Below are 25,736 nucleotides of genomic sequence, written 5' to 3' on the forward strand. Positions count from 1 at the left end.
CGGCCGGGCCAGTCACGGCCCGTTAACGCTGTGCCGCACCCGGATCCGGGAAGATGCCCGCACGGCCCAGGAGCGCGGGAACGGGTGTGCCGAGCACGCCGCCGAGCCAGTGGGCGGTTTCGATCACCGGCTCGATGCGTACGCCGGTGTCGATGCCCATTCGGTCGAGGGTGTAGAGCAGGTCTTCGGTGGCGATATTGCCGGTGGCGGCGGGGGCGAAGGGGCAGCCGCCGATTCCGCCGATGCTCGCGTCGAGGACGCGGACGCCGGATTCGAGTGCGGCCACCGCATTGGCGTAGCCGGTATTGCGGGTGTTGTGGAAGTGGCAGCGCGGCAGCACGTTCGGGGCCGCGCCGACCAGGCCGGTGACCAGGCGGCGAACCCGGTCGGGGGTGCCGACACCGATGGTGTCGGCCAGGGCGATCTCGTCGGGGCCGAACTCGGCGACGCGGTCGATGAGGTCGAGCACCCGGTGTTCGGATACTTCCCCTTCGAAGGGACAGCCGAAGGCGGCGGCGATGGTGACGGTGCGCCACAGGCCCGCGTGGGCGGCGCGGTCGGCGAGCAATTTCCAGCGGGCGATGCCCTCGGCGGTGCTACAGCCCTGATTGCGGCGACTGAAGGTGTCGGTCGCGACCACCACCACGTTGATCTCGTGGACGCCCGCCGCGAGCGCGCGATCGAGGCCGCGTTCGTTGAATACCAGTCCGGCATAGGACATTCCGTCGGTGCGGGGCACCCCGGCCATGACGGCTTCGGCGTCGGCCAGCTGCGGGACCCGGGCGGGGTTGACGAAGCTCACCGCTTCGACGCGTCGCACACCGGCGTCGGCGGCGCGGGTGATCAGCCCGATCTTGTCGGCGGTGCTGACCAACCGGGATTCGTTCTGCAATCCGTCCCGGGGTGCGACTTCGACGAGGGTGATATCCACGAATCCTCCGTAATGCCTTGGGGTTCGGCGGGTCAGGCCGCAATGCGTTCCCTGATCTTGCTCGCCGTTTCGCTACGGGATACATTGTATCCATTCTTCCGGGCGTCGCGACACGATTCGGCCCGGCAACCGTGCAGAAACGGAGTAGGCCACATGGCAGACGACAGCACGCCCGCATCCGGACCACTGGCCGATCTGCGGGTCATCGAAATGGGTCAACTGCTGGCCGGTCCGTTCTGCGGACAGCTGCTGGGCGACTTCGGCGCGGAGGTGATCAAACTCGAATCACCCGGCCGGGGCGACCCCATGCGGGAGTGGGGGCGAGAGAAGCCGCACGGCCGCTCACTGTGGTGGCCGGTGGTGGCGCGCAACAAGAAATCGGTCACCTGCAACCTGCGCACACCCGAGGGGCAGGCGATGGCGCGGGATCTGATCGCGAGCGCCGACATCGTGGTGGAGAACTTCCGGCCCGGCACCCTGGAACGCTGGGGCCTGGATTACGACACCCTGCGCGCCGCCAACCCGGGACTCATCCTCACCCGCGTCACCGGGTACGGCCAGAGCGGACCCTACGCCCCGCGCGCCGGATTCGGCTCCATCGGCGAGGCGATGGGCGGAATCCGCTACACCACCGGCGATTTCGGGCAGCCACCCGCCAGAACCGGCATCTCCCTTGGTGATTCGCTGGCGGCGGTCTTCGCCACCATCGGCACGCTGGCCGCGGTACACCACCGCCAGCGCACCGGACGCGGTCAGATTGTCGACTCGGCCATCTACGAGGCGGTGCTGGCGATGATGGAATCCCTGCTCCCGGAATGGCATATCACCGACCACCAGCGCGAACGCACCGGATCGGTACTGCCCAACGTCTCCCCCAGCAACGTGTATCCCACCGCCGGTGGCGAAATGATCCTCATCGCGGCCAATCAGGACACCGTCTTCGCCCGGCTCGCGGACGCCATGAAACAGCCCGAGCTCGTCACCACCGCACGCTTCGCCAGCCATTCCGCGCGCGGGGAGCACATGACCGAACTCGACGACATCATCGCCGACTGGACCCGCGGCGGATCCGCCGACGAGTTGCTCGACACCCTGCATGCGGCGGGTGTGCCCGCGGGCCGCATCTACACGGCGCGCGACATGTTCGCCGACCCGCATTTCGCCGCGCGCGAGGCCATCGTGCGGCTGGCACACCCGGATCTGGGTGAGTTCCCCATGCAGAACGTCTTCCCCAAGCTGAGCGAAACACCGGGCAGCGTGCGGCATCTCGGCCCGGAACTCGGCGAGCACAACGCCGAGGTCTACGGGCGACTGCTGGGGCTGGGACCCGACAAGCTCGCCGAGCTGTCCGGCCACGGCATCGTCTGAGAGGGATCGCATGTCCGACCTGGCCGAGGACTATCGCCGTCACGGCTTCGCCGCCCGAATCGGCGCGGGTGAGCGACCCGCCGTGTTGGTGATCGACGTCTGCGCGGCCTATCTCACCGACGGATCGCCACTGCGCGCACCGGTGGAGGACGCGGTACGCGCCATCTCGGATCTCGTCGCGCTCGCCCGCGCGGTCGGCCGACCCGTCGTGTTCACCCGCGTCAGCTTCCGGCCCGGCAGTGCGGACGGCGGACTGTTCCGACGAAAAGTACCGGCGCTGAGCGTCTTCGAGGAAGGCCACCCGCTCGCCGACTTCCTCGACGACCCCGCGCCCGCGCCGGGCGAGGTGGTGGTGACCAAGCAGTACGCCAGCGCCTTCCACGGGACCTCGCTGGCCGCGACGCTGGTCGCCCAGGGCGTGGACACCGTGCTCGTCACCGGCCTGACCACCAGCGGTTGCGTCCGCGCCACCGCCACCGACGCCATGCAGAACGGCTTGCGGCCACTGGTCGTCGCCGACGCGTGCGGCGACCGCGATCCACGTCTGCACGAAGCCAACCTGCTCGACCTCGACGCGAAATACGCCGATGTCATCGACCTCGCCGCCGCGGCGTCGATCCTGCGCTCCGATTCGACGACGTGATGTCGCGTCTGCGTGCGGATCTCATCCTCGAGAGAGTCGGCTCCTGTGGTGCCGCACACTCTTTCGCTGTCTCGATTGGGTAATCATGGGCCAACACCACTACGGCTGGTTGATACTGCTGCACCTGGTGCTGTTCGTTTTCTGGCTGGGTGGAGACCTCGGTGTCTTCTACTCCAGCCGATTCGTGATCGACCCGCGGCTGACTCCACCCGCCCGCGCGACAGCGCTGGCGATCATGAGCGGACTCGATCTCGGACCGAAGATCTGCCTGGTGCTGTTCCTGCCCAGCGGAGTCACTCTCATGGCGGCCGCCCCGCACGGCGCGCATGCCTTCGGGATCGCGCTGTTTCCCTGGTGGCTGGTGACATCGGTGTGGCTGTTCGCCGCGGTATGGCTGACACTGGCGATCGTGGCGCACCGCACCCACGGCCGCATCACCTGGGTGTATCGCGGCGACTTGACCATTCGGCTGGCGGTGATCGCGGGCATGGCGACGGCCGGGGCCTACACCCTCGTCGCCCGCGACCCGTTCGGCGTCACCACCGATCCACGCTGGCTGGGCGGCAAGATCCTGCTCTACTGCGCCGCCATCGCCGCCGGTCTCGGCATCCGGATCACATTGCGCCCCTTCGGTCCCGCCTTCGGCCGGATGCAGGCCGAGGGCTCGGGCACCGAGGCGGAGGCCGTCCTGCGCCGCAGTGTCGACGGCTGCCTACCGTACGTGTGGGTGATCTGGGGCAGCGTGCTCGCCGCCGCGGCGCTGGGCGTGTTCAAGCCGGGCGCACACCTGTGACCCGGCCGATCCTCATCCCGTGTAACCGAGTTGGGTCGAGAGCGCTCCCGCCGCCTTGAGCAGCATCGGCACGTACTCGGGGATGTGCGGTTCGAAACGTGAGAGCGGCCCGCACACGCTCACGGCGGCGACCACCCCGCCGTCGTGGTCGAGGATGGGCGCGGCGATGGACGCCGCGCCGATCTGCCGTTCTCCCAACGACATCGCGTAACCGCGCTTGCGGACCGCCGCCAGCTCGGTGCGCAGCGCGCGCTGCGCGGTGATGGTGGCGGCGGTGAACGCCGCCAGCTCATGGCGTTTGAGGTATTCGTCGATCTCCTCGGCGCGCAGATTGGCCAGGATCACCTTGGAGGAACTCCCGGCGTGCAGCGGATACGGTTGTCCCAGCGCCACTTCCATGCGCAGTTCCTGATCCGGCACCACCTGATCGACATACATGCGGGTATCGCCGCGCCGGATGGACAGTGTCGCGGTCTCCCCGGTCAGGGTGGCCAGTCGGCGCAGTTCCGGACCGGCCATCACCCGCAGGTCGGTGCGCGCCAGATAGGCGCGCCCGAGCGCCATCGCGGCATGCCCGAGCGCGTAGCGGCGGGTGGTGGGCTCCAGGGTGATCAGGTCGCGGCTGCGCAGCGCTGTAAGGATGCGGTGCACAGCGGCTTTGGTGATGCCGAGCTCATTGGCGATCTCGGTGACACCGAGGTCGGGACGACCGCTGCGGCCGAAGAGCAGCAGCACGTCCATGGCGCGCTCGACCGCGGCGATGGACCGGCTCTGAGTGTCGGATTCGGTTTCGGGCACGCCGCCATTCTAAGGGTCGAATTTCCCCATGCGAAACACCATCACCCTTCGTTCCACTTGCGTGGCACCCAGCACGGCGTTACCTTGTGCGTAACAGCGTTTCCACTACCGAAACGGAGTAGAGCATGGAACCGCAGTATCTCCGTACGGTGCTGTCGCAGTGGGCGACCGGAGTCGTCGTGGTCACCACCCGCGCCGACGGCGGCGGGCACCACGGCATGACCGCCAGCTCGTTCACCAGTGTGGCGCTGGATCCACCACTCGTCTCGGTATGCGTGCTATCGGACGGCACCACCTGCCGAATGATCAGGCAGAGCGGCGTTTTCGCGGTCAATATGCTCGGCAGCGACCACGAGGACATCGGCCGCCGCTTCGCCGGCCCGGCCACCGCGGATCGTTTCGCCGTGGGCCGCTGGGGCCACGCCACGACCGGCGCGGCCGTGCTGGACGACGCCGTGGCCTGGGTGGATTGCGTTGTGGCGGCCTGTTATCCGGCCGGTGACCACACCATCGTCCTCGGGCTGGTCCAGGACGCCGCCACGCCGCGTCCGGCCGCCCCGCTCATCTATCACGACCGCACTTATCACGAGGGGATCGCCCGATGATCGGACAACGACTCGTCGAGGACATGACCAGCGCCGAACGCGAACGCGCCGAACGTGTCGAATCCGTCCTGCCCGCATTGCGAGCCGCCGCCGAGGAGGCCGACCGTACCGCCACTTTCCCGGCCGGACACGTCGGGCTGCTGCGCGAGGCCGGACTGCTCGGCCTGGTGGTTCCGGAGAAGTTCGGTGGCCTCGGCGGCACGCTGCGCGACCTGGCCGCCGCGACCTACGCCATGGGTACCGCGTGCCCCTCCACCGCGCTGGCCTACTTCTTCCACAACACCAGCGCTTCGCGCGGACTGTTGCCCCTCGAGGCCATCGACGCGGGATTGTTCGACGACACCGAGGTTCCCGTGGTGCGCGCCTTCGCGGAGAAGGTGCTCATCCGCATGGGCGCGGGCGTGTGGCTGGCCAACTTCGCCTCCGAATCGGTCAAGACCGCCGGCGCCAACATCACCATCGCCACCACCGCGCGCAAGGTGGACGGCGGCTGGATGCTGAAGGGCGAGAAGTCCTTCGGCTGCGCCACCGGAATCGCCGACTACTACCTCACCTCGGCCAAACTGGAGGGCTATGACACCGCCGAGGGCCTGGCCACCTTCTTCGTGCCGCGCGACGCCGCCGGCGTCAGCATCCGCGCCCCGTGGGACGGGCTGGGTATGCGCGCCACCGCCAACAACGGCATCCGCCTCGACGACGTGTTCGTCCCCGACGACGAAGCGCTCGGCGTACCGGGTGCTTTCACCAGAATGCTGACCATGAGCCGGGGCAGCTTCGTGGGCAACCAGCTCGCCATCGCCGCGGTCTACACCGGCTGCGCACAGCGCGCCTACGACGAAATCCTCACTGCCACAACGACGAAGACCTTCGCCGACACCGGTGACCCGATCGCCTCCTCGCCGGTGCACCAGGTGCTGTTCGGGGAGATGACCCGCAGCCTGCAGACCGCGTATCTGTGGCTGCGCTACCAGCTCGCCATCGAGACCGCCGAACCACCGTTCAAGGCCAAATCGGAGGTGTTCACGCAGTGGCGGCTGGGCAAAGGCGCGGTCACCGAGGCGTGTTTCCAAGTGGCACTGGGCGCGCTGAAGGCCGGGGGCACCTCGGCGGCGTCCATGAACGGCTTCGCCGGGCGCGCGCTGCGCGATCTCGCCATGGGACTGGTGATGACCTTCCCGGCCGAACGCGGCATGCTCGAGGTCGCCCGCATCGTCACCGAGGCCCGCGCCAACGACCTGTTCGCGACCGCCCCGGAGGCCGCGCGATGAGGCTGCCGGAGATCCGTGATCTCGTCGACGGCGAATGGGGTACGCCGAGTGTGGATATCGGTGTGGCACTGGAGGATCCGGCGACCGGGCTGCCGGTGGCTCGCGCCGTGGCGACCACCGCGGACCGCGTCGAGCGCGCGCTTCGCGTCGCCGACCGCACCACCGCGCGGCTCGAAGCCGACACTCTCGATGCCATCGCCGACGCGCTCGAGGCACGACTGGAACAGCTGGCCGCTCTCGACGCCTTCGCCACCGGCGTGCCCATCCGGCAGACCGAGCCGCTGAGCGCGATCGTCTCGGCCTCGTTCCGGTTGGCGGCCGGGCTGATTCGCGCCGGAGCACGGCGTGACGACCGCGACGGTGTGGAGGTCCACCGACTGCCTCTGGGTCCGGCCCTGTGCCTGGTGCCGTGGAACGCGCCCGCGCCGATGGCCGCGCACAAGGTCGCCAACGCGCTCGCTGCCGGGTGCCCGGTGATCCTCAAGGTCAGCGAGCTGGCGCCCTACAGTGCGGTGATACTGGCCGAGGTGGTCGCCGAACATGTTCCGGCGGGCATGTTCCAGCTGGTGCAGGGCGACGCCCGCACCGGGGCGCAACTGGTGCTCGACCCTCGCATCAAAGCTCTGTCCTTCACCGGAGGGGTGCCGGGCGGACGAGCGGTGGCCACCGCGTCCGCACCACTGTTCCGTCCGTGTCAACTGGAGTTGGGCGGCAACAATCCACTGGTGGTGCTGCCGGACGCGGATCTCGACATCGCCGCCCGCATGGCCTGCGAGCTGTTGACCACGCTCAACGGGCAGTGGTGTCGCGCGCTGGGCCGGCTGATCGTTCCCCGTTCGCGGCGAACGGAATTCCTCGAGGCGATCGGCAAACGCCTCGAGGCCCTCCGGGTGGGTCCGCCGCTGGATCGGGACACCGATTTCGGGCCCCTGGTGCATTCGCGGCACCGGAGCGTCGTGCGCGCGGCGGTCGAGCATCGCGACAAACACAGCTTCGGCGATTTGCCGGAGTCCGGAAACTACTTCGCACCCACGCTTGTCGAGGGCGACCTGCCCGAGGAGGTGTTCGGACCGGTCGCCGGAGTGATCGCCTATGACCGGGTCGAGGATGTGGCCCGGTTGGCCAATGCCGTGCCCTACGGGCTGGAAGCCTATGTGTGCGGGGCCGATACCGAATTCGCGCTGGCGGTGGCCCGCCGCATCCGCGCGGGTGAGGTGAAGGTGAACGGGTCCTCGATCATGAGCATGCACCTCATGACCCCGCGTGCGGCGTGGGGCATCTCCGGTCTCGGGGAGGAGGGCACCGCGGAGACCTTGCGGTTCTTCACCGGGGCCCGGGTGGTCGGCGTCGAGGGGCGTTTCGCCCTGCACACTTCATGAGCACCGTCGCCATCGCCGGGGCCGGGCCGGTCGGACTGACCGCCGCGCTGGTACTGGCCCGGCGTGGTGTCGATGTCGTTGTGCTGGAACAGGAACCGGGACTGGCCGCGGAGTCACGGGCCTCGACGTTCCATCCGCCGACGCTCGAGATGCTGCGTGACCTCGGGGTCGTGGACGCGCTGCTCCGCAAGGGCCTGGTCGCCGAGACCTTCCAGTATCGCGAGCGCGGCGGCGACGCCATCGCCACGCTGAATCTGGAGGTCCTGGCCGACGACACCGCGTTCCCGTATCGCGTGCAGTGTGAGCAGAGCAAGCTCACGCCCATCCTGCTGGACGCCCTGCCCGATACCGCCGAGGTGCGGTTCTCCCACGCGGTTTCGGACGTCTCGCCCCGGGGGCCCGGCGTGGCCGTCACGACCTCGCGGGGAATCGTCCACTGTGACTGGCTGATCGGCGCGGACGGCGCTCATTCGGCGGTCCGCCGCAGCCTCGGGGCCGACTTCACCGGCACCACCTACCCCGAACGATTCCTGGTCGCCTCCGTCGCCGAGGATCTCACCGCGGCGCTGCCCGGCATCGCGCCCATCAACTACGTGTTCGATCCGCACGAATGGCTGGTGCTGCTGCGCACCCCCGACCACTGGCGAGTGCTGCTGCCCACCCCCGGTGACACCCCGGACGACCACGAATTGCGCAGGCTCCCTGATCGTTTGACCGCGGTCGCCGACCTCGGCCGCCCGTGGCGTCTCGCACACGCGTCCCTCTACCGCGTGCACGAACGGGTGACCTCACACTTCCGCGACGGACGCGTACTGCTCATGGGTGATGCCGCGCACGTGAACAATCCGCTCGGCGGACTCGGCATGAACAGCGGCATTCATGACGCGGTACGCATGGCCACCGCGCTGGCCGAGGTGCTCGCGGGTGCACCGGTGGGGGTGCTGGACCAGGCGGCCCGCACTCGTCGCACCGTTGCCGTGGACCATGTCCAGGCCGCCAGCCGCGCCAACTGGGCGCGGCTGCACGGGCATGACGACGAATACCGCCGCCAGCTGCGAGAATTGGCGGCCGATCCAGTCGCGACACGGGCCTATCTACGCCGGGCGTGTCTGATGGATTCGCTGGAGACGACGGCGTGAGAATTCACCGCGAGAATCCGGCCCACCCGTCCGAACTCGTCGGCTCGGTGCCGATCACGCCGCCGCAGGCAGTGGATGTCATTGTGCGGGAAGCAGATCGACGATTCCGGCAGTGGTCGGCGCGGCCGCTGGCCGAGCGGCTGGCCCGGCTGCGGGGGGCGGCCGACGCACTCGCCGACGACGTCGCCGAATTGGCGGAGCTGCTGGCGCGGGAAACCGGCAAGCCGGTGGCGGACTGCCGGGGCGAAATCGGTTTCGCCGCCACCTATCTGCGCTGGGTCTGCGATCGAGCGACGGCGGTGTACGTGGCCACCGAGGCCGACGACGCTCACGGGCGGCTCACCATCACCCCCGAGCCCTACGGGGTCGTCACCGCCATCACCCCGTGGAACGCCCCGATCATCCTGTCGCTGCTCAAACTCGGCCCCGCACTCGCGGCCGGAAACACCGTGCTTCTCAAGCCTTCCCCGCTCGCTCCGCTGACCGTGACCCGGGTGGCGCAGCTGCTGCCGGAGACCACGGTGGTTCACGGGGGCCCGGAGCTGGTGCAGGCCCTCATCGCGCACCCGCTGGTCGGCAAGGTCGCCTTCACGGGCGGTGACGCGGCCGGGCGCGCCATTGCCGCGGCGGCCGGACAGGCGCTCAAGCCCGTCGTTCTCGAGCTGGGCGGCAACGATCCGGCGGTGTTCCTCGACGACTTCGCGCTCACCTCGGACGATTACGAACGCCTCGTCCTCGCCTCCTTCGCGACGGCGGGCCAGGTCTGCATGGCCGCCAAACGACTGTATGTCCCGCACCGGCGGGCCGGGGAATTCCTCGACGCCTATCAGGCTGCCGCCCACCGCATCCTGCGCGTCGGCGATCCACTCGACGACGCGGTCACCATGGGCCCGGTCGTGACCCGCGCGGCCGCGGCCCGCCTCGCCGCGCTGATCTCCGACTCCGCCACCCGTGGCGCGGACATCATCACCTTGGCCGAGGGTCCCCGGGGCGAGGGCTACTTCATCGATCCGGTGCTCGCCGTGGGTCTCTCGGATGACGCCCCACTGGTCCGCACCGAGCAGTTCGGCCCCGCCGTGCCGTTTCTCACCTACCGCACCGAGGACGAAGTCCTCTCCCGGGCAAACGATTCCGACCTGGGTCTGGCCGCCTCGGTCTGGTCCGCCGACGAGGATCGCGCCTTCGCCTTCGCCACCCGCGTCGAGGCCGGATTCACCTTCATCAACACCCACAACCGCACCGGCATGTCCCTGCGCGCCCCCTTCGGCGGCATCAAGAACAGCGGGTACGGCCGCGAATACGCGGAAGAGGGCCTACGCGAATACACGCGGCCCACTGTCATCCACTCCCCCGCCGCCTTCCGCCCCGGCGGCACCGGCATGCCCGCCCGCGCCTACCCGCCCGCGCGCTGATCCATACTCGACGATCAACAGCGGAACGACGGGAAATCGGGCCGTCGAAATCGGGACTCGCGCAACCACACTGATCGATGCGACCGCGGCATCGTCCACGGCCGCTACGACAGACAGCGTCGCCCAATTGCTGGCCGACGCTGTCTGTCGCGGTGGGCGGGGTGTAGCCCGTCGTCGGCCTCCTCTCGCCGAGACGTCCGGGCGAACTCACCCCTGTCTGGTGCGGCGCCGGTACGACATCACGATCACCCCCGCAACGACGAGCACCACCACGACGACCGCTCCGACGATCAGATAGACAGTGCCGTTGTCGCTGGAAGACTTCGCGGCGGCGGCCGGGGCCTGGGTGGATTTCGTGGCGTCCGGATGCCCGAAAACCAGTGGCACGGAGGTCAGGATGTGGCTCGGGTCGGTGAGGCTGGTGACCGCGAGGGTGCAGGCTCCCGGCGCGGCGGTGCAGTCGAGGCTGCCGACGGAGGCGGTCAGCACGATGGTGCGGCCGCGCTGGCCGGGTTGCCAGACGCCCTGGGCATCAGCGGTGCCGAGCAGGGAGCCGCTCAGATTGCAGTCGGTCGGGGCCACCACCGCCGGTTTGCATTGTCCGACAGCGACGGTGGGCAGGTTCGGCGGCAGCCCGTCGAGGGAGATGGTGATCGTCTGGCCCACGGTGACGTCACCGGCCGGGCTCGGGTGCAGGGCGGGCTCGGCGGCGGCCGACGGCGCCGTCGCCAGCAGCGCGGCGGCCGTGACCGCCGCGCCCGCGATACCCCGGAAGAGGTTGCGCATCATGGCTTTCTTATCCGAAACTCAGCGGCACCGAGGCCAGGATATTGTTCGGGTCGGTCAGGCTGGTGACGGCGATGACGCACGCGCCCGACGCCGCGGTACAGTCCACGCCGCCGACCGAGCCCACCAGGCTGACGCTCCCGGCCTGCCAATTGCCTTGCCCGTCAGCCGTTCCCAGCAGCGAGCCACCCAGATTGCAGTCCGAGGGACCGGAGATCTGCGCCTTGCACTGCCCGACCGCGACCGAGGCGAGGTTCGGCGCGAGACCACTCACCGAGACGCTGACGCTCTGCCCGGCGGCCACCCCGCCGGATTGACTCACCTGCACCGAGGCCGCCTGGGCGGTGGCACCGCCGAACATGGCGATCGCGGTCAGGCCGGTGAGCACCGCGCTCAGCCGGAGTGTGTATCGAAACATGTTGTTCTCCTTGGATTTATCTAGAGCCGTCGCCGATCGGCGATAGCGATTGCGGCGACGATGACGAGCAGGCCCGCGGTCGCCGACCACAGCGGGGTGGACGGGCCGCGCGTATCGGCGGACGCCGGCACCGCCGCGGTGACCACGGCAGGACCGCTCGGGGTGAATTGCGCACCGGCGAAAGCCATCGCGGTGGCGGCGGAGTTGGCCGCGATGACGGCCGCCGGTTCGGTGCCCGGCAACGGTGCGGCGGCTACGACGCACTGCTGACGCAGGCAGTCGATGTCCTTGAATCGCGTGTGCAGGGTGAGGGTGAGGGTCCGGAACGTCCCGTCGGGGGCGATATTGACGAAGGTCGCGCCACCGTCGAGATCACAGTCCTTGATTCCGTTGGTGAATCCCTGCTTGCACAATCCCACCGCCACCGCCGCGAGCCCGGGCTGGAAACCCGTGCCGCCCACGGTCACTCGCTGCCCTTCACGCAGATCGGCGCTGGCACTGAGCTGGAGTGCGGCGGGCGTGCCGGAATCGGCGATCGCGGGTCCGGCCGGGCCGAGCATCGCGCCGGCCAGCACACCTCCGCACACGAACGCGCGCATCATCGTGGTTCTCCTTCGTCCGAGAGCTGTTGTGTCATCGTCGGATCGACGTCCGCGTGACCGGCGGCCGATGGTCGAAGGGTCGCCACCGCGGCGGCGAGCACCACGATCGCCAGCAAGGTCAGCGCCGAACCGGTCCCCCACACGCGTGCCAACCCCGCCGTGGCGGCGAACCCACCGAAGCCGCCGAGAGCCAGGGCAGTACCGGTCACGGCAGCCCAGCAGCCTCGTTGGCCGTACGGAATCTGTTCGCGCAGTGCCGAATCCGTCACGGCGGTGGCTCGCACCGCAGCTGTGACGGTGACCGCCACACCGAGGGCGGTCTGCCAGGCTCCCGGAGCCGTCGCCACCAGTAGCAGCCCGCCCGCCGCCAGAATCAGCGACAGCGCCGGGTCGGGGCGACCGTATCCGATCAGCGTCGCCGCCAGGGGCGCTGGGACCAAAGCGGCGGCGAGGTAGGCGGGCTGGTCGGCGTCGAGCACGTTCCAGCGAAACAGCAGCAGGTGCAGGGCCGGAAGCACGGTCGCTCCCACAGCGAAACCGAGTGCGCCGTAAGTACTCGAGTATCGGCCGAGCCGCCTGGCGCACGCCCGGATGCCACCGTCGAATCCAGCGTCCAGGCCCGGATCGGCAGCTGCCGCAACCAGACCTGCCGCCACGGCCACGCTCGCCGCCGTGAGCAATGCCAGCCGGGGATGCTCGACGAGCAGCGCGGCCGCGAGGGCACCGGCGAGAGCGCCTGCCGACATGGCGACATGGAAGGCGCGCACACGCGTGGCGGCGCGAGCCGCGAGCAGTAGCGGACCCGCTCCGATCCCGGTCGCCAGCAGCCCGGCGGTGAACGCGCCGACCGCCGGAACCACCGCTGCCACAAGCAATCCCAGGCCCGCGATGATCGCCGCGAATCCCGCGCGCCGCCCGGTGGCGGCGAGTCGCCAACGCCAGGCCGGCAGCACCGTCGCGGCGGCGAGGGCCAGTGCGGTCAACCCGGCGTATCCCACCACCGCGCCCGGCAACCCGGTCGCTCCGCCGAGCGGCTTGCTCAGCAACGCGATCTCCGTCGCCGCCATCGGTCCCGCCGCGGCCGCGCCGATCAGCACCGGCCACGATCCCGGTCGGCCGGAGAGCAAGTGGATGCCGAACGGCGGTGACGACCGCAATGTGGACCGGTTTCCGGTGGATGCGCTCGATGTCGCCATCCCTCACCTCCAACACGCGTTTCGCAGAAGGAAACGCGGTTTCGCAGTTGCCATATTGAACCCGCGCCAACGGCAGGTGTCAAGCGCAAACGACCACGTAACAGCCTGGAAACAGCGACTTTTGGGTGCGCATCGAGCGCCGTCGCGGAAATCTCGACCGCCCACTGGACAGATCCCGGACACCGGTACAGAATCACAAATGGAAACGCTGTTTCGAACAACGAAACGGTTGGCACTCAGGAGGTTCGGGCCCATGACGCGAGTCGCCGCCGCCCAGCTCGCCGCCGGTACCGATGTCGCGGTCAATCTCGAAACATGCCTGCGGATGATCGACGCCGCCGCATCGGTCGGAGTCGAACTGCTGGTACTGCCGGAGTTCTGTAACCACCTATCGTGGTACGACAACCGCTCTCATGCGCGCCGAATGGCCTGCCGGACCGGCGACTCCTTCCTCACCGCCATCGCGCGACGCGCCGCGCGGCATCGGATGTACCTCAAGATCGGCGTCACCCTCGCCCGTCCCGACGGTCGCACCACCGGTACCGGCCTGCTCTTCGGTCCCGATGGAACCCTGCTCGGCGAGTCCGACAAGCAGATCCTCATGGGTGCGGAGAACGACCATCTCGACTGCGGCGACACCGATTCCGAGGTCGTCGACACCGCACTGGGCCGCCTCGGCATGTACGCCTGCATGGAGGGCGTGGTCTTCGAGGTCGCTCGCTCGCTGGCGGTGCGCGGGGCCCAGGTGCTGCTCAACAGCCTCAACTCCTTCGCGACCGATGAAGCGAGCCTGCACATTCCGGTGCGCGCCGCGGAGAACAGGGTCTGGGTGATCGCCGCGAACAAGGTCGGTCCGCTGCTGCCCGAGGACCGCCTGCCCGACATCGCGGCCCGGCTCGGCGTGCCCGCGGACCGCCTGCACGGTGCGGGCGAGAGCCAGATCGTCGCCCCGGACGGCGTCACCGTCGCCAAGGCCCCACCCGCCGGTGAGGCACTCGTGGTCGCGGACATCGACATCGCGCGCGCCGACGACAAGACGCGCACCGACGGTCTCGACGTACTCGGGGCCCGTCGGCCTCGCGTCTACGCCCCGCTGCTGACCCGGTCCGCTACCCGCGATACCTCCGCAACGGACACGCTGCACGTCGCCGTCACCCTGCCCGACTCCGATCTGATCGCCGAGACCGCCGCAGCGGGAGCACAACTGATCGTGTTGCCCGAACTCACGGCCCAGGCGCGCGCCCACCAGCTCACCGTCCCCACGGTCGCGGCGGCACTCGACGGCACCTCGTCGCACGCGGTGCTGACCGTGCGCGACGGCAATTCCCATGTCGGCCTGCTCATCAGCGCCGACGGCGTGATCGGCCGTCAGGCACAACTGCACCGCAGCCACCGCTACACCTGGCTCACCGAGTTGGGCTCCCGGGTCGAGGTATTCGATCTACCGTGGGGCCGGATCGCACTGGTGATCGGCGAAGACACCCTCTTCCCGGAGACCTTCCGCCTGGCCGCGATTCAGGACGCCGACGTGGTCGCGGTCGTGAATTCACCGCAGGAGCAGTGGGAGCGGCGACTCGGGCTGACCGAGCGCGCGGCCGAGAACCGGCTCAATCTCGTTGCCGCAGGACTGGATTCCACGGGCGGCCTCACTGCTGACGTCTACGCCCTCAGCCCCGACTTCACACTGTGGACCGCCTGGCAGGGCCCGTTCACCGGCCTGATCAGCCATCCGGAGGTGACCTCGGCGCCCCCCGGCGCCGACCGCCTGCACGCGACCGTCCGCCCGGCCCAGGCCGTCAACCGCTCGGTCTCGCGCGGCACCGATCTGGTGGCCGGACGACCCCGGGCCGCCACCGTGTCCCTCACGCGCGAACCCGCCACCGCGACAACCGAACCGGAGCTGCCATGAAGGAAACCCTCCAGCACGTCGAGCAGATGGTCGACGAGCATCCCAGAATCGATGTGACCGAGACCTTCCAGGAATGGCAGCGGCTGCTGTCGGGGCTGAAGTCGCGAATCGAATCACGATTCGAGCTCACCCGCGATCCCTCCACCGCGGACCTGGATTCCTACGGCACCGGCGACTCCGGCCCGTCGGGCAGTCTGGCCGCCTACACCGGACCCGAGATCGACTGGCTGGTGCACTCCTGGATCGGTGATCCGGCAACGGGTTTCGTGAACCTGCACCTGACCGCCTGGCTGGGCCCCCAGGTGCGAGTGCCGCATCTGGGTTCGGCGTTGCTGCTGTGGCCCGAGGGCTGGTTTTACGTCGACGGCGTCCCGCGCGGTGATCTGGTCGGCGACGGCGACTATTTCGACGCCTACTACACCGAGGCCGACGAGCCGTGGCTCACGTTCAAGCAGGACCATCCGGACTTCACCTGGTTCACCAGCCGAACCGGATTCATCCGAGCCAGCCTGTCTCCCACCGCCTACTGCTATTCGTTCCCACCCACCCGGCCCAACCTCGACACCGTCGCCGAACTGCTCACCGCGAAGGTCGAGCAGTGGCTGGGCTGGGTCGAGACGGCCGAGGTGGTTCCCGAGGGTGAACGCGCCGGCCTCGCCGCACGGGATCTGCGCGTGCGCCGCAATATCGCCGAGCGCGATCCGGCGAATGTCATGGCCGAGCGCATGTTCGGGCCCGACCTCACCCAGCGTCTGGTCCGCGCCCTGTGGGGCGGAGACCGCGTGCTGCCGAGGCCGGAGGGATCCGCATGAGCGCCACCGTGATCCGTTCCCTGTGGTGGTCGGTCCGCACCGACGGCGACGCGCCGTTCGACACCGCGCACCTCAAGGTCTACTACCCGGCCACCGTCACCGGCGACGACGCCGAACGCCTCACCGGCGTGTTCGCACCCGATGCCACGGCAGCCCCCTACCCGGTGGTGCTGTTCCTGTCCGGAGTCAATGTCGGGCAGGACTCCTATCGCCGATTCGCCTCCGCCATCGCCGAATCCGGCTTCGTGGTGGTGACTTTCGATCGGGTGGCCGACCTGTTCGGCGGGCAGCGCGGCCTGACCCCCGGCGTCGACCTGGCCGCCGCGCGACCCGACGCCTACGGCACCCGGCCCACCTGCCCCACCATTTCCGCCATCCTCGACGCGCTCGCCGAACTCAACGAGACCGAACCCCTGCGCGGCGCGCTCGATCTCACCCGGATCGCACTGGGCGGGCACTCCGCGGGCGGCACCGTGGTGTTGCAGTCCGCCCGGTTCTTCCCCCACGTGCGGGCCGTATTCGCCTGGGGTGCACACACTCTGGTGGCCACCATGCTCGGTTGGGATCCCGGCACGGTGCTGCCCGCCCAGGTGGAGTGCCCGGTGCTACTGGGGGTGGGCACCAACGACGGTGTCATTCGAGGCAGCGCCGACCGCTACGGCGAGGGCGAGGATCGGCCCGACCCGGTCGAGCGCACGTTCACCGAGGCGCTGCCCGACGGCGAGCACCTGCTGGCGGTGGTGCCCGGCGCCAACCACTTCGGCATCGCGGACGCCGACCCCACCGCGGCACGCGCCTTCCTCGACGGCGAGTCGACCACCGACGCGCTGGCCCGTTTCGCCCATCTGACGACCCTGTTCCTGCGCGCGCATCTGCGCGAGTCGGCGACCGCACGCGACGAGCTGGCGGCCTTCGACGACGGCATGCTGATCAAGCGGCGTTGAGGAGATCGCATTGCTCAAGAACTTCTGGTACGCACTCGAATTCGCCGACCGGGTCGGCCGCGAACCCCGCAGGGTCACCTGCCTGGGCCAGGATTTCGTCCTCTACCGCACCGAAGCCGGGGCGGTGACCTGTCTTTCGGATCTGTGCGTGCATCGCGGCGGCGCGCTGTCGATGGGCACGGTCACCGGGGATTGCATCACGTGTCCGTATCACGGCTGGCAGTACGACGCCGACGGCGTCTGCGTGCGCATCCCCGCCAACGCACCCGAACGCACGATTCCACGCAAGGCCCGCGTCGACGCGTACCCGACCCTCGAACGCCACGGGATGATCTGGGCCTACCTCGGTGATCTGCCCGAGCAGCAGCGGCCGCCGATCCCGGAGATCCCGCAGTGGGACGATCCGACCTTCCGGGCGGTCGAGTACGAGATGGTCGTCGACGCCAACTACGAGCGCACCTTCGAGAACGTGGCCGACGCCTCGCACACGCCGTTCGTGCACGGCACCGCGTTCGGCAATCCCGACAAGCCGGAGATCCCGGATTTCCGGGTGCGGCAGACCGATTGGTCGGCCGAAGCCGACATCGAGTTGAGTCCACCGCCACCCAAGGGCCTGTGGGGGCTGCTGTTCCGGGGCAAGCCGCGCCCGGAATTCGTCACCGTCACCAACGCCTGGTACCTGCCCAACATCGTGAAGCTGCACGTCCGGCTGCCGATCGGGGACCTGATCCTCTACGACTTCAATATCCCGCTATCCCAGGACCGCACGCTGGTCAAGATCCTCGGCTTCCGCAACTTCTTCACCGGCGGCTGGGCCGACGCCAATACCCGCAAACGCATCGAGAAGATCCTGCTGCAGGACCGTCCGGTGGTGGAATCCCAACGGCCGGAGCTGCTTCCGTTCGATCTCTCCGACGAACTGCACGTGCGCAGCGACTCCCTACAGGTCGCCTACCGGCGTCGGCGCGCCCAGCTGATCAAGGACGGCTGGTGGGTGGGCGGCGACGACATCATCACCGGCGACGGACCGCGGCGCACCGCCACCGTCATCGCCTCACCCGGCCGCCGCGACAACCCCGAACTGGCCAGCGCCTGGGTACACAAGGCGCGCAATGGAGGACAACCGCATGTCTCTGCCCGCGACCCTGAGTGAGCGCACTCTCGAAACACTGTCCAGCGCACTGGGATTGAGCATCACCGAGGATGTGGCGCTGACCAGCGCCATGTCACCGGACCCGGTGGGGCGGCTGCGCGTGCTGCGCGGCGGCCCGATCGACAAGGCGGTGACCGTCGATCTGGTGGTGCCGCCCATCGGGCTCGACAGCCACATGATCTTCGCCTTCACCGGGAAGGAATCCGCCGTACCGCATTTCACCCTCGACTCGGTCTACGGCGGCGAGTACTACGCCATGCACCTCGACCTCATCCCGCGCGCGGACCTGGCCGTGCACCTGGAGTACCTGGACGCGGCGTTCCTGCCGTTGACCCCGTTGCTCGAGGCAGCCTGGTTGACCGACGGGGTCTCTCCAGCGGCCGTCGGACCGCGCCAGCGAGCCATGATGTCGCCGTGGATGGTGGTGTGCCGCGCCACCGAAACCGCCTTCGGCGCACTCGGCGGCACCGTAGACGCCTACCTGCGGCACTGGCTCGCCCTCGTCGACAAGGGGGTGCCCGCCGTGCACACCGATCTGCCCGCCCGCGATGCCGCCAACCGGGCCAATCTGTTCAGCCCGCAGGTGGATCCGGTCTGGACACAGGTCACCCGGCTGCTCGGGGCCGAACAGGCCGAGCGCGTGCGACGGGAACTGCAAGCATGAGCACCGACACCGCACCGAGCGCGTTCCAGCAGCGCATCGCCGGGGAATGGGTGGGACGGCCCTCCCTGTTCGACGCCGAGGGCGTGTGGCTGGGGTTCGAGGACATCCGCCGCTCCTCGGTGTTCGACCACGGTGAGACCACCTACTACATGGACGGCGGACTCACCGGGGGTGGCAGGCTGGCCGGTCGCTTCGCGCTGGGCGCACCGTTCGCCTTCGGTGTCATCGATTCCGACGGCGACCGCATCTACACCGGCCCCGACTTCTACGGATCCGGCCAGCCCTACGGGGGTTTCGTGGATGCCAATTACTACGGCCCCGGCTGGCAGGTGTCGCTCGAGACCTGGAATCAGACCATCGACGACACCCAGGCGTACTCCTCGGTCCTGTATCAGGGTCCCGCTGTCATCGGGGTGTTCAACGGCGTGTACACCCGGGATCCGAACCTGGTGGACGAGCGCATCGCCACCGAAACTCGTTGCGGCGCGGTGCCTTTCACCGTGCCCACCAAGGACGAGACCCGCTATGCCGGCGATCTCGAGCTGTGGACGGCCGATCAGGTGAACATCGGTAAGACCCGCATGGAACTGACCATCGATCCGCTGAGCCTGCTCACCGCCGAGCACCACCTGACCATGTCGGGGGTCGTCGAATCCGACACGCGGTTCACCGTGCGCCGCGACGGCGCACGCTCCTTCCACGAGGGACCCGATGTGTGGGGCAACGGATCGGCCTATGGCCGTGCCCATTTCGTACGACTGCATCAGACCGACGGACGGCGGCTGGTGGGCCGGGAATTCATGATCGACGCCGAACCCGGCATGGGATCGGGCTCGACGCTGGCGGTCGTCTACCAGCTCTTCGACCACAATCGCCTGGCCGTGGTCATGCACGGCGTCTTGGAGCGGGCGTGAGTACCGCGAAACGCACGGTCGTCATCACCGGCGGCACTCGCGGAATCGGGCTGGGTATGGCACGCGCGCTACTGGCGGGCGGGCATCGGGTGGCGGTGTGCGGCACCGACCTCGACCGCATCGAGAAGTTGCGTGCGGAGTTGACCGGAACCGTCCTGGTACAGCCCGCCGACACCTCCGACCGCGTCCAGCTGAGCGAACTGTGGGACGCCACCGTGGACCGTTTCGGACCGGTGCATGTCTGGATCAACAACGCGGGCGTCTCCCACCGGCGCGCCCCACTCTGGTCACTGACCGAATCAGAGACCCGAAAAGTGGTGGACACCAACCTGATCGGCGTCATCAACGGCTGCGCGGTCGCGATCGCGGGCATGGCAGAATCCGGCGGCGGGCACGTCTGGAACATGGAGGGCCTCGGCAGCGACGGCCGCTCGGTGGCCGGGCTGACCGGATACGGGGCCACCAAACGCGCTGTCACCTATCTCACGAAGGGCCTGGCCGACGAGGTGCCCGCTCAGGTGTCGGTCGGCCTGCTGAGTCCGGGCATGGTCGTCACCGATCTGCTCACCCACGGCTACGGTGACGACGCCGAACTGGCCAAGGCGCGCAAGGTCTTCAATATTCTGGCCGACCACGTCGACACCGTCGCCCCGTGGCTCGCCGACCAGGCCCTGACCCAGACCCGCAACGGCGCCCACGTCGCCTGGCTCACCACCGGCAAGGTGATGCGCCGCTTCGCCGCCGCTCCCTTCCGCCGCCGTGACCTTTTCGACTCACCCGAATCCGCCTGAGCAAGGGGAACTTTCATGCCAGACGTGCTGGGCTGGCGCGCCAAGTTCGGCGTACTCGCCCCCTCCACCAACACCGTCGTCGAACCGGACTTCGCCCGCATGGGAGTACCCGGCGTCACCGCCCACTTCGGCCGCATCCACATTCGCGACCAGAACATGAGCGACGACGCGGGCATGGGACGCTTGCTCGACCAGATCCGCGCCGAACTCGTCGCCACCTGCGAACGAGTCCTGACCTGCGAACCGGACTACATGGTCATGGGCATGTCCGCGGAAACCTTCTGGGGCGGCGTCGAGGGCAATCGCCGCTTCGTGCGCCAAATCCACGAGGCAGCCGGCCTCGAAGTCGCCACCGGCGCCGAAGCCTGCCGCCGCGCCCTGGAACTGTACGGCGCCAAGCGAATCGGCGTCGTCACGCCGTATCAGCCCGTCGGTGACGAGAACGTAGTCCGCTTCTTCGGCGAACTCGGCTTCGAGGTGAAAGCCATCAGCGGCCTGCGCTGCCCGACCGCCGTCTCCATCGCCCATGTCACCGAAAACGACCTGCGCGCGGCACTGCTCGATGTCGACGGCGACGGTGTGGACGCCCTCGTTCAGTGCGGCACCAACCTGTCCATGGTCCGCCTCGCCGACGAGGCCGAACGCTGGCTCGCCAAACCGGTCCTCGCCATCAACGCCGCCACCTGGTGGATGGCCTTGCGCGACAACGGAATCACCGACCGCGTCGAGGGTGCGGGCGCACTACTGCGCGACCACTGACCCATCCGATCCACCCGGGCCGGATCCCGGCCCGGGTGTTCACTGACGGACTACTGATGGGTCGGATCCGCCCACTCGCCGACCGATTTCGACCGCACGGGGGTAATCAGCTTGGGGCCCAGCGTGTTCGGGTAGCCCTCGCCCCAGTTGGTGGGGTTACCGGTCGCGACGACCTTGGCGTTGTCGGTGTACCAGTCGACCAGGTCGGCGTCGGAGCGCACGATCCAGGTGCAGCCGCGTTCGGCGTCGGCGGTGAAGTCACCGTGGCGGATGAACGGGGGGCGCCAGAAGTAGGTGCCGGGCCACATGGTGCCGAAGTTGTATTCGAAGCCGCCGTCGAGACAGTAGGCCTCCTCGCTGCACGGGTGGTGGGCGAGGGGGACCTCGCGCCAGCCGGGCTTGGCCTTGATCAGGCGGCTGTAGAAGCCGGTCTTCTCGTCGCGGTGCAGCAGTTTGATGTACAGGCCGGGAACCGGGGTGCCGCCCAGGTCGAAACGCATCGGGCTGCCGTCCTTGACGTCGATCCACGGCATGGCGGCGGAGTCGAGGACCACGAATCTCTGGTCGGGACGGACGAATTCGCGATCGGCGTCCGCGGGCTCGAAACCCCAGCCACCGCCCTCCCGGAACAGCAGGATCTCGGTGTCGGCGGCGACCCGGATCTCGGGGGTCAGGACTCCGATCGGAGCGATCCAGAAGCCTTCGGGACCGAGTTCGGTGTCGCCCACCGTCACTCGGCCCGACAGCACCAGCCATTCGGTCGCGGCGGTGTGCACCCCTGCGGGCCGCGACCAGTCGCTGGTGAAGCGGACCTTCAGCGAGGCCGACCCGTCCTCCTCGTCGTAGCTCAGATTGCGCTGTTCGGCGGTTCCGGTGGCGTGCTGGAATTCCGCGAGGTGCCAGATCAGGTCTTTTTCATCGATGAGCTCTACGTGCGGTCGCATGAATCCTCCTGCGGGAACAGTGTTTCCGATACAGAATGTAGTGCTTATCAATATCCAAAACAAGATGTATCGTTTATTCTCGTGACCAGACCAGGACGCCCGGCCGGGCCCGCCACCGACACCGTCGAGATCGTGCTCACCGCCGCACTCGAGCTGATCCTCACCGAGGGCGCGGCGGCGTTGACTCCGCAACGACTGCACGGCATCACGGGAGTCGCGCGCACCACCATCTACCGGCACTGGCCCACTCCTCGCGACTTCCTGGCCGCCCTCATCGCCGTCGCCCCGCACGCCGCCGTCGAGCCCACCGCCGACCCGGTCGCCGACCTGCACACCGAGGTCGACCTGCTGTGTGATCGTTTGCGCGACAAGCCCGTTGCCGCGTTCCTGCGTGCCCTGGTCACCGCCGCGGTGACCGATCCGGCCTGCGCCGAGCTGCGGCAGCGCTACGTCACCGACCTGCTCGCACCCTTCCACGCGGCGGTGCGCGCGGTGGGCGTCGAGGACGACGCCCGGGTCGAGGAGATCGCCTCGGCCATCGTGTCCCCGCTGCTGGTCGACGCGCTGCTGCTGGATCGTGCCGCCGACCGGGAGCGCGCACACCGCGCGGTCGCGGATGCGCTGTCACGCCACGCCATTCGTGCCCGCTGATCGTTTCCCCACCGAATACCAGGCACCACAGAGGAATCCGATGACCAACGCCGTAGGAGCCCGCGCCGTCTTCGGCGTCATCGTGCCCAGCACGAACACCGTTGTCGAGCACGACTACTGGCGGGCAGGGCTGCCCGGCATCGCCTACCGCGCGGGCTCGATGTACATCCCGAACCCGGCCATGGGCGATGACAACGACTTCCAGGCACTGCTGGGGCAGATCCGGGCGTCCATCGACACCGCCGTCCGCGACGCTCTCACCGCCGAGCCCGACCGCATGGTCATGGGCATGTCGGCCGAAACCTTCTGGGGCGGAGTCGAAGGCAACGCGGCCTTCGAGCAGCGGCTACGGGACCGGACCGGCCTGCCGGTCACCACCGGCGCGAGCTCCTGCCGCGCGGCACTGCACGACCTCGGCTGCCGCCGCATCGCGGTCTTCTCCCCCTACCAGCCCATCGCCGACCGGGAGGTCGGCCGCTTCTTCACCGAGGCCGGATTCCAGGTGGCCGCCATCACCGGCCTGCGCTGCCCCACCGCGATGGACATCGCGAAGGTCGGCCGGGCCCGCCTGCGCGAGGTCATCGCCGAACTCGACTCTCCCGGCGTCGAGGCCATCGTGCAGGTCGGCACCAACCTCTCGTTCGTCGCCCAGGCCGACGAACTGGAACGCGAACTCGGTAAGCCGGTCATCGCCATCAACGCCGCCACGCTGTGGCACGCGTTGCGCGAGCACGGTTTCGAAGATCGGATCGACGGCGCGGGCACACTGCTGCGCAATCACTGAGCGCTCCAACCGACGCCGTGCACCGGCCCACGTGACCTCGCCGATGAATCCTCAGTTCGGTACGTGCGGTGCGTCGGCCAGGAGCCGACGCGCGCGGCGCACGACCGCCTCGTCCACCATGCGCCCACGGTCGTCGAGGGCGATGCCGTCGGTCGCGGAGTGGAAGCGCGACAGTAAGTCTCGGGCGCGCGCCAGCTCCGCGGCGGTGGGCGTGAACACGTCGTTGACGACGGGGATCTGCGCAGGGTGCACACAGGCACGCCCCCGAAAGCCGAGCCGGGCCAGTGCGCGCGTCGACCTCCGCAGTGCGTCGAGGTCACGGAAGTCGGTACTCACCGGCGCCAGCGGCGACGCGATGCCCGCCGCGGCGCTCGCCAGCACGATCTGCGTTCGGACGGCCAGCAGTTCGGTGCGCTCGGCGTCCGGCTCGATGCCGGTGTCGGCACACAGATCCGCTTCGCCCAGTTGCAGGCGGGCCACCCGCGGCACGGTGGCGATGGCACGAGCCTCGAGGACAGCGACAGCGCTTTCCAGCAGCGGGCAGATCTGGATGTGAGCGCCCGACCCACCCTGGTCCAGGATTGCCACGGCCGCCCGAACCTGTTGCGGCGAATCGGTTTTCGCCAGGCAGACCGCCGCCACCGCCGGCACCGCGGCGGCGCGCAGGTCGGCGGGCGCGAGGTCACCCGGGTTGACGCGCACCCAGATGCGCGGCCGGTCGACCACGAGCCCGCGCAGCCACGCGGCGACCTCGGCGCGCGCGAACTCCTTCTGCGCCAATGGAACCGAGTCCTCGAGGTCGAGCAGCACAACGTCCGCGGGTCCGGCGAGCGCCTTGTCGAACAACTCCGGGCGATTGCCCGGAACGTAGAGCGCGGATCGCAAGGGAGGACCTCGTTTCCGATTCGGCCACGGCGGGGGCCACCGGCCTCTAGCATCGAAACACTGTTTCGATGAAGGAAACATAGCGGCAACCATATTGCACTGTCCAGCGCATATCGTCGCCACGAAGCCGTCGAGAGCAAGATCGCGAGGCCGTCCCGGCAACGCATTTGGAGTCACCATGGGCCTGAGAGCCGCCACCTTGACCGTCCTCGCCGCCGCGTGCGCGGCGAGCCTCACCGCCATCACACCCGCCGCGGCCGACACCGTCCGGCTGCCCGCCTCGATCGACCTGCCCTGCGCCGGTGGCGAACTCCACCAGGAGGCCGACTGGTATCTGCCCAGCGGTCGACCTCGCGGTCTGGTGTGGCTGCAACACGGCTTCGCCCGCGCCTCGGGCAATGTGGCCGCCCTCGCCCGATCCCTTTCCGACGCCGGATATCTCGTGTTCACGCCGAGCCTGCCGTTCCTCGACGTCCACGGCTGCACCCTGCAGAACCTCGGTGACAACACCGCGTTCCTCGATCAGGTCGCGGGCCTGTTCGCCACCGCGAACGACCCCACCGGGCCCCTGGCCACCAGCCTGGGCACCGCCGCCGCCAGCGCCGGGCGCACCGCACCCGCTATCCCGGATCGGTTCGTGTTCATCGGCCATTCGGCCGGGGCGGAGGCGATCGAATACGTGGCCCACCGCCTGCACACCGACTCCCCCGTCGCCTGGACCGGACTGCGCGGACTGGTGCTGCTCGATCCGGTGCAATCGTTCCTGGGCGACAACACCGCGACAGCCCTCACCGACCTCGACCCGACCGGGCTGCCGATTCTCTCGATCTCCGGTCCGCCATCGGCCTGCAACGCCCTCGCGAGCGGCACCACCGCCGTGCGGACCCTACTGCACCGGACCTTCACCGGCGTCCTGCTCCCCACCGGCGAACACACCGACGCCGAAGGCGAAAGCTCCGACCTGGTCGGTGAATTGGCCTGCGGCGTACCACAACCCGTGAACGCCACCACCGTGGCGAGGCTGACCACGGACTGGACCCGTTCCTACTTCGACGGCGTTTCCTCGTTGGACGAACTCGCCCGGGATCCAGCGACAGCTGGCACCGTCCCCCTGGCGCCCGCGTAGACCCGGGGCGCACTGCCGCACCGCCCGAACCCGCAGTCACGCGGATTCGGGCGGCCGCTGCT

The 25,736-nt window shown here is 69.0% G+C and carries 27 protein-coding genes; 19 read left to right on the plus strand and 8 right to left on the minus strand.

All coding sequences use genetic code 11. The annotated features are described in order from the left end of the window. Positions 1 to 22 precede the first annotated feature (22 nt). Positions 23 to 931 carry a hydroxymethylglutaryl-CoA lyase gene (locus tag OG300_RS13495; protein ID WP_405495710.1) on the minus strand — a complete coding sequence of 303 codons (909 nt, stop codon included), beginning with the start codon at positions 929 to 931 and terminating at the stop codon, positions 23 to 25. A gap of 153 nt (positions 932 to 1,084) precedes the next feature. On the opposite strand from OG300_RS13495, the gene OG300_RS13500 reads away from it, so the two are divergent. From OG300_RS13500 to OG300_RS13510, 3 genes are all read left to right on the plus strand, one after another. After that, positions 1,085 to 2,299, plus strand: a complete 1,215-nt coding sequence (locus OG300_RS13500) for a CaiB/BaiF CoA transferase family protein (protein ID WP_405495712.1) — start codon at positions 1,085 to 1,087, stop codon at positions 2,297 to 2,299. A 10-nt stretch (positions 2,300 to 2,309) separates the two neighbouring features. Further along, positions 2,310 to 2,942: an isochorismatase family protein gene (locus tag OG300_RS13505; RefSeq protein WP_405495714.1), complete on the plus strand. Its 633-nt coding sequence runs from the start codon at positions 2,310 to 2,312 to the stop codon at positions 2,940 to 2,942. An 85-nt stretch (positions 2,943 to 3,027) separates the two neighbouring features. Further along, entirely contained in the window at positions 3,028 to 3,735 is a 708-nt protein-coding gene (locus tag OG300_RS13510) for a hypothetical protein (protein ID WP_405495716.1), read from the plus strand. Between the two features lie 12 nt (positions 3,736 to 3,747). Here OG300_RS13510 and OG300_RS13515 read toward each other — a convergent pair whose 3' ends face one another. Then, positions 3,748 to 4,533: an IclR family transcriptional regulator gene (locus OG300_RS13515; RefSeq protein ID WP_405495718.1), complete on the minus strand. Its 786-nt coding sequence runs from the start codon at positions 4,531 to 4,533 to the stop codon at positions 3,748 to 3,750. A gap of 125 nt (positions 4,534 to 4,658) precedes the next feature. Here OG300_RS13515 and OG300_RS13520 point away from each other — a divergent pair, with 125 nt between their 5' ends. The 5 genes from OG300_RS13520 to OG300_RS13540 are packed head-to-tail and all read left to right on the plus strand — an operon-like array spanning position 4,659 to position 10,336. Then, entirely contained in the window at positions 4,659 to 5,138 is a 480-nt protein-coding gene (locus OG300_RS13520) for a flavin reductase family protein (protein WP_405495720.1), read from the plus strand. After that, complete coding sequence (locus tag OG300_RS13525) at positions 5,135 to 6,406, plus strand: acyl-CoA dehydrogenase family protein (protein ID WP_405495722.1); 1,272 nt, start codon at positions 5,135 to 5,137, stop codon at positions 6,404 to 6,406. Before OG300_RS13520 ends, OG300_RS13525 begins: the two co-directional genes overlap by 4 nt. After that, a complete protein-coding gene (locus OG300_RS13530; protein WP_405495724.1) occupies positions 6,403 to 7,785 on the plus strand; it encodes an aldehyde dehydrogenase family protein in 1,383 nt (460 codons plus the stop codon). The genes OG300_RS13525 and OG300_RS13530 overlap by 4 nt, the downstream gene beginning before the upstream one ends. Beyond that, positions 7,782 to 8,924 (plus strand): FAD-dependent oxidoreductase, encoded by a 1,143-nt coding sequence (locus OG300_RS13535; RefSeq protein ID WP_405495726.1) that lies wholly within the window; start codon positions 7,782 to 7,784, stop codon positions 8,922 to 8,924. Before OG300_RS13530 ends, OG300_RS13535 begins: the two co-directional genes overlap by 4 nt. Beyond that, positions 8,921 to 10,336, plus strand: coding sequence for an aldehyde dehydrogenase family protein (locus tag OG300_RS13540; RefSeq protein ID WP_405495728.1), 1,416 nt, complete (start codon positions 8,921 to 8,923; stop codon positions 10,334 to 10,336). Before OG300_RS13535 ends, OG300_RS13540 begins: the two co-directional genes overlap by 4 nt. A gap of 207 nt (positions 10,337 to 10,543) precedes the next feature. Here OG300_RS13540 and OG300_RS13545 read toward each other — a convergent pair whose 3' ends face one another. Genes OG300_RS13545 through OG300_RS13560 form a run of 4 tightly spaced genes read right to left on the minus strand, consistent with a single transcriptional unit; the run spans position 10,544 to position 13,338 of the window. Then, positions 10,544 to 11,125 (minus strand): neocarzinostatin apoprotein domain-containing protein, encoded by a 582-nt coding sequence (locus tag OG300_RS13545; protein ID WP_405495730.1) that lies wholly within the window; start codon positions 11,123 to 11,125, stop codon positions 10,544 to 10,546. 7 nt (positions 11,126 to 11,132) lie between these two features. After that, on the minus strand, positions 11,133 to 11,540 hold the full coding sequence (locus OG300_RS13550; RefSeq protein WP_405495732.1) for a neocarzinostatin apoprotein domain-containing protein: 408 nt from the start codon (positions 11,538 to 11,540) through the stop codon (positions 11,133 to 11,135). Positions 11,541 to 11,560: 20 nt separating this feature from the next. After that, positions 11,561 to 12,142: a GPS-CTERM domain-containing protein gene (locus tag OG300_RS13555; protein WP_405495734.1), complete on the minus strand. Its 582-nt coding sequence runs from the start codon at positions 12,140 to 12,142 to the stop codon at positions 11,561 to 11,563. Then, positions 12,139 to 13,338, minus strand: a complete 1,200-nt coding sequence (locus OG300_RS13560) for a hypothetical protein (protein WP_405495736.1) — start codon at positions 13,336 to 13,338, stop codon at positions 12,139 to 12,141. The genes OG300_RS13555 and OG300_RS13560 overlap by 4 nt, the downstream gene beginning before the upstream one ends. A gap of 253 nt (positions 13,339 to 13,591) precedes the next feature. Between OG300_RS13560 and OG300_RS13565 the strand changes: the two genes are divergently transcribed. Genes OG300_RS13565 through OG300_RS13600 form a run of 8 tightly spaced genes read left to right on the plus strand, consistent with a single transcriptional unit; the run spans position 13,592 to position 21,284 of the window. Next, positions 13,592 to 15,247 carry a nitrilase-related carbon-nitrogen hydrolase gene (locus tag OG300_RS13565; protein WP_405495738.1) on the plus strand — a complete coding sequence of 552 codons (1,656 nt, stop codon included), beginning with the start codon at positions 13,592 to 13,594 and terminating at the stop codon, positions 15,245 to 15,247. Then, complete coding sequence (locus OG300_RS13570; protein WP_405495740.1) at positions 15,244 to 16,059, plus strand: oxidoreductase; 816 nt, start codon at positions 15,244 to 15,246, stop codon at positions 16,057 to 16,059. Before OG300_RS13565 ends, OG300_RS13570 begins: the two co-directional genes overlap by 4 nt. Further along, positions 16,056 to 17,003, plus strand: a complete 948-nt coding sequence (locus OG300_RS13575; RefSeq protein ID WP_405495742.1) for an alpha/beta hydrolase family protein — start codon at positions 16,056 to 16,058, stop codon at positions 17,001 to 17,003. Before OG300_RS13570 ends, OG300_RS13575 begins: the two co-directional genes overlap by 4 nt. Before the next feature lie 10 nt (positions 17,004 to 17,013). Further along, positions 17,014 to 18,156, plus strand: coding sequence for a Rieske 2Fe-2S domain-containing protein (locus tag OG300_RS13580; RefSeq protein ID WP_405495744.1), 1,143 nt, complete (start codon positions 17,014 to 17,016; stop codon positions 18,154 to 18,156). Then, positions 18,131 to 18,820 carry a hypothetical protein gene (locus OG300_RS13585; RefSeq protein ID WP_405495746.1) on the plus strand — a complete coding sequence of 230 codons (690 nt, stop codon included), beginning with the start codon at positions 18,131 to 18,133 and terminating at the stop codon, positions 18,818 to 18,820. Before OG300_RS13580 ends, OG300_RS13585 begins: the two co-directional genes overlap by 26 nt. Beyond that, positions 18,817 to 19,734, plus strand: coding sequence for a hypothetical protein (locus OG300_RS13590; RefSeq protein ID WP_405495748.1), 918 nt, complete (start codon positions 18,817 to 18,819; stop codon positions 19,732 to 19,734). Before OG300_RS13585 ends, OG300_RS13590 begins: the two co-directional genes overlap by 4 nt. Next, the gene (locus OG300_RS13595) at positions 19,731 to 20,525 is read left to right on the plus strand and encodes an SDR family oxidoreductase (protein WP_405495750.1); all 795 of its coding nucleotides are present in this window, start codon (positions 19,731 to 19,733) and stop codon (positions 20,523 to 20,525) included. Before OG300_RS13590 ends, OG300_RS13595 begins: the two co-directional genes overlap by 4 nt. Positions 20,526 to 20,540: 15 nt before the next feature. After that, a complete protein-coding gene (locus OG300_RS13600; protein ID WP_405495752.1) occupies positions 20,541 to 21,284 on the plus strand; it encodes an arylmalonate decarboxylase in 744 nt (247 codons plus the stop codon). Positions 21,285 to 21,334: 50 nt separating this feature from the next. Here the strand turns inward: OG300_RS13600 and OG300_RS13605 are convergent, their stop codons facing one another. Beyond that, positions 21,335 to 22,228 carry a DUF4437 domain-containing protein gene (locus OG300_RS13605; protein WP_405495754.1) on the minus strand — a complete coding sequence of 298 codons (894 nt, stop codon included), beginning with the start codon at positions 22,226 to 22,228 and terminating at the stop codon, positions 21,335 to 21,337. Between the two features lie 81 nt (positions 22,229 to 22,309). Between OG300_RS13605 and OG300_RS13610 the strand changes: the two genes are divergently transcribed. Then, positions 22,310 to 22,879 carry a TetR/AcrR family transcriptional regulator gene (locus OG300_RS13610; protein ID WP_405495756.1) on the plus strand — a complete coding sequence of 190 codons (570 nt, stop codon included), beginning with the start codon at positions 22,310 to 22,312 and terminating at the stop codon, positions 22,877 to 22,879. A gap of 40 nt (positions 22,880 to 22,919) precedes the next feature. Beyond that, positions 22,920 to 23,663 (plus strand): arylmalonate decarboxylase, encoded by a 744-nt coding sequence (locus OG300_RS13615; RefSeq protein ID WP_405495758.1) that lies wholly within the window; start codon positions 22,920 to 22,922, stop codon positions 23,661 to 23,663. A 51-nt stretch (positions 23,664 to 23,714) separates the two neighbouring features. Here OG300_RS13615 and OG300_RS13620 read toward each other — a convergent pair whose 3' ends face one another. Then, positions 23,715 to 24,548: an HpcH/HpaI aldolase/citrate lyase family protein gene (locus tag OG300_RS13620; protein WP_405495760.1), complete on the minus strand. Its 834-nt coding sequence runs from the start codon at positions 24,546 to 24,548 to the stop codon at positions 23,715 to 23,717. 178 nt (positions 24,549 to 24,726) lie between these two features. Between OG300_RS13620 and OG300_RS13625 the strand changes: the two genes are divergently transcribed. Next, complete coding sequence (locus OG300_RS13625; RefSeq protein WP_405495762.1) at positions 24,727 to 25,674, plus strand: alpha/beta hydrolase; 948 nt, start codon at positions 24,727 to 24,729, stop codon at positions 25,672 to 25,674. The last annotated feature ends 62 nt before the right edge of the window (positions 25,675 to 25,736 follow it).

The organism is Nocardia sp. NBC_00511 (assembly GCF_045161165.1).
GTDB lineage: Bacteria > Actinomycetota > Actinomycetes > Mycobacteriales > Mycobacteriaceae > Nocardia.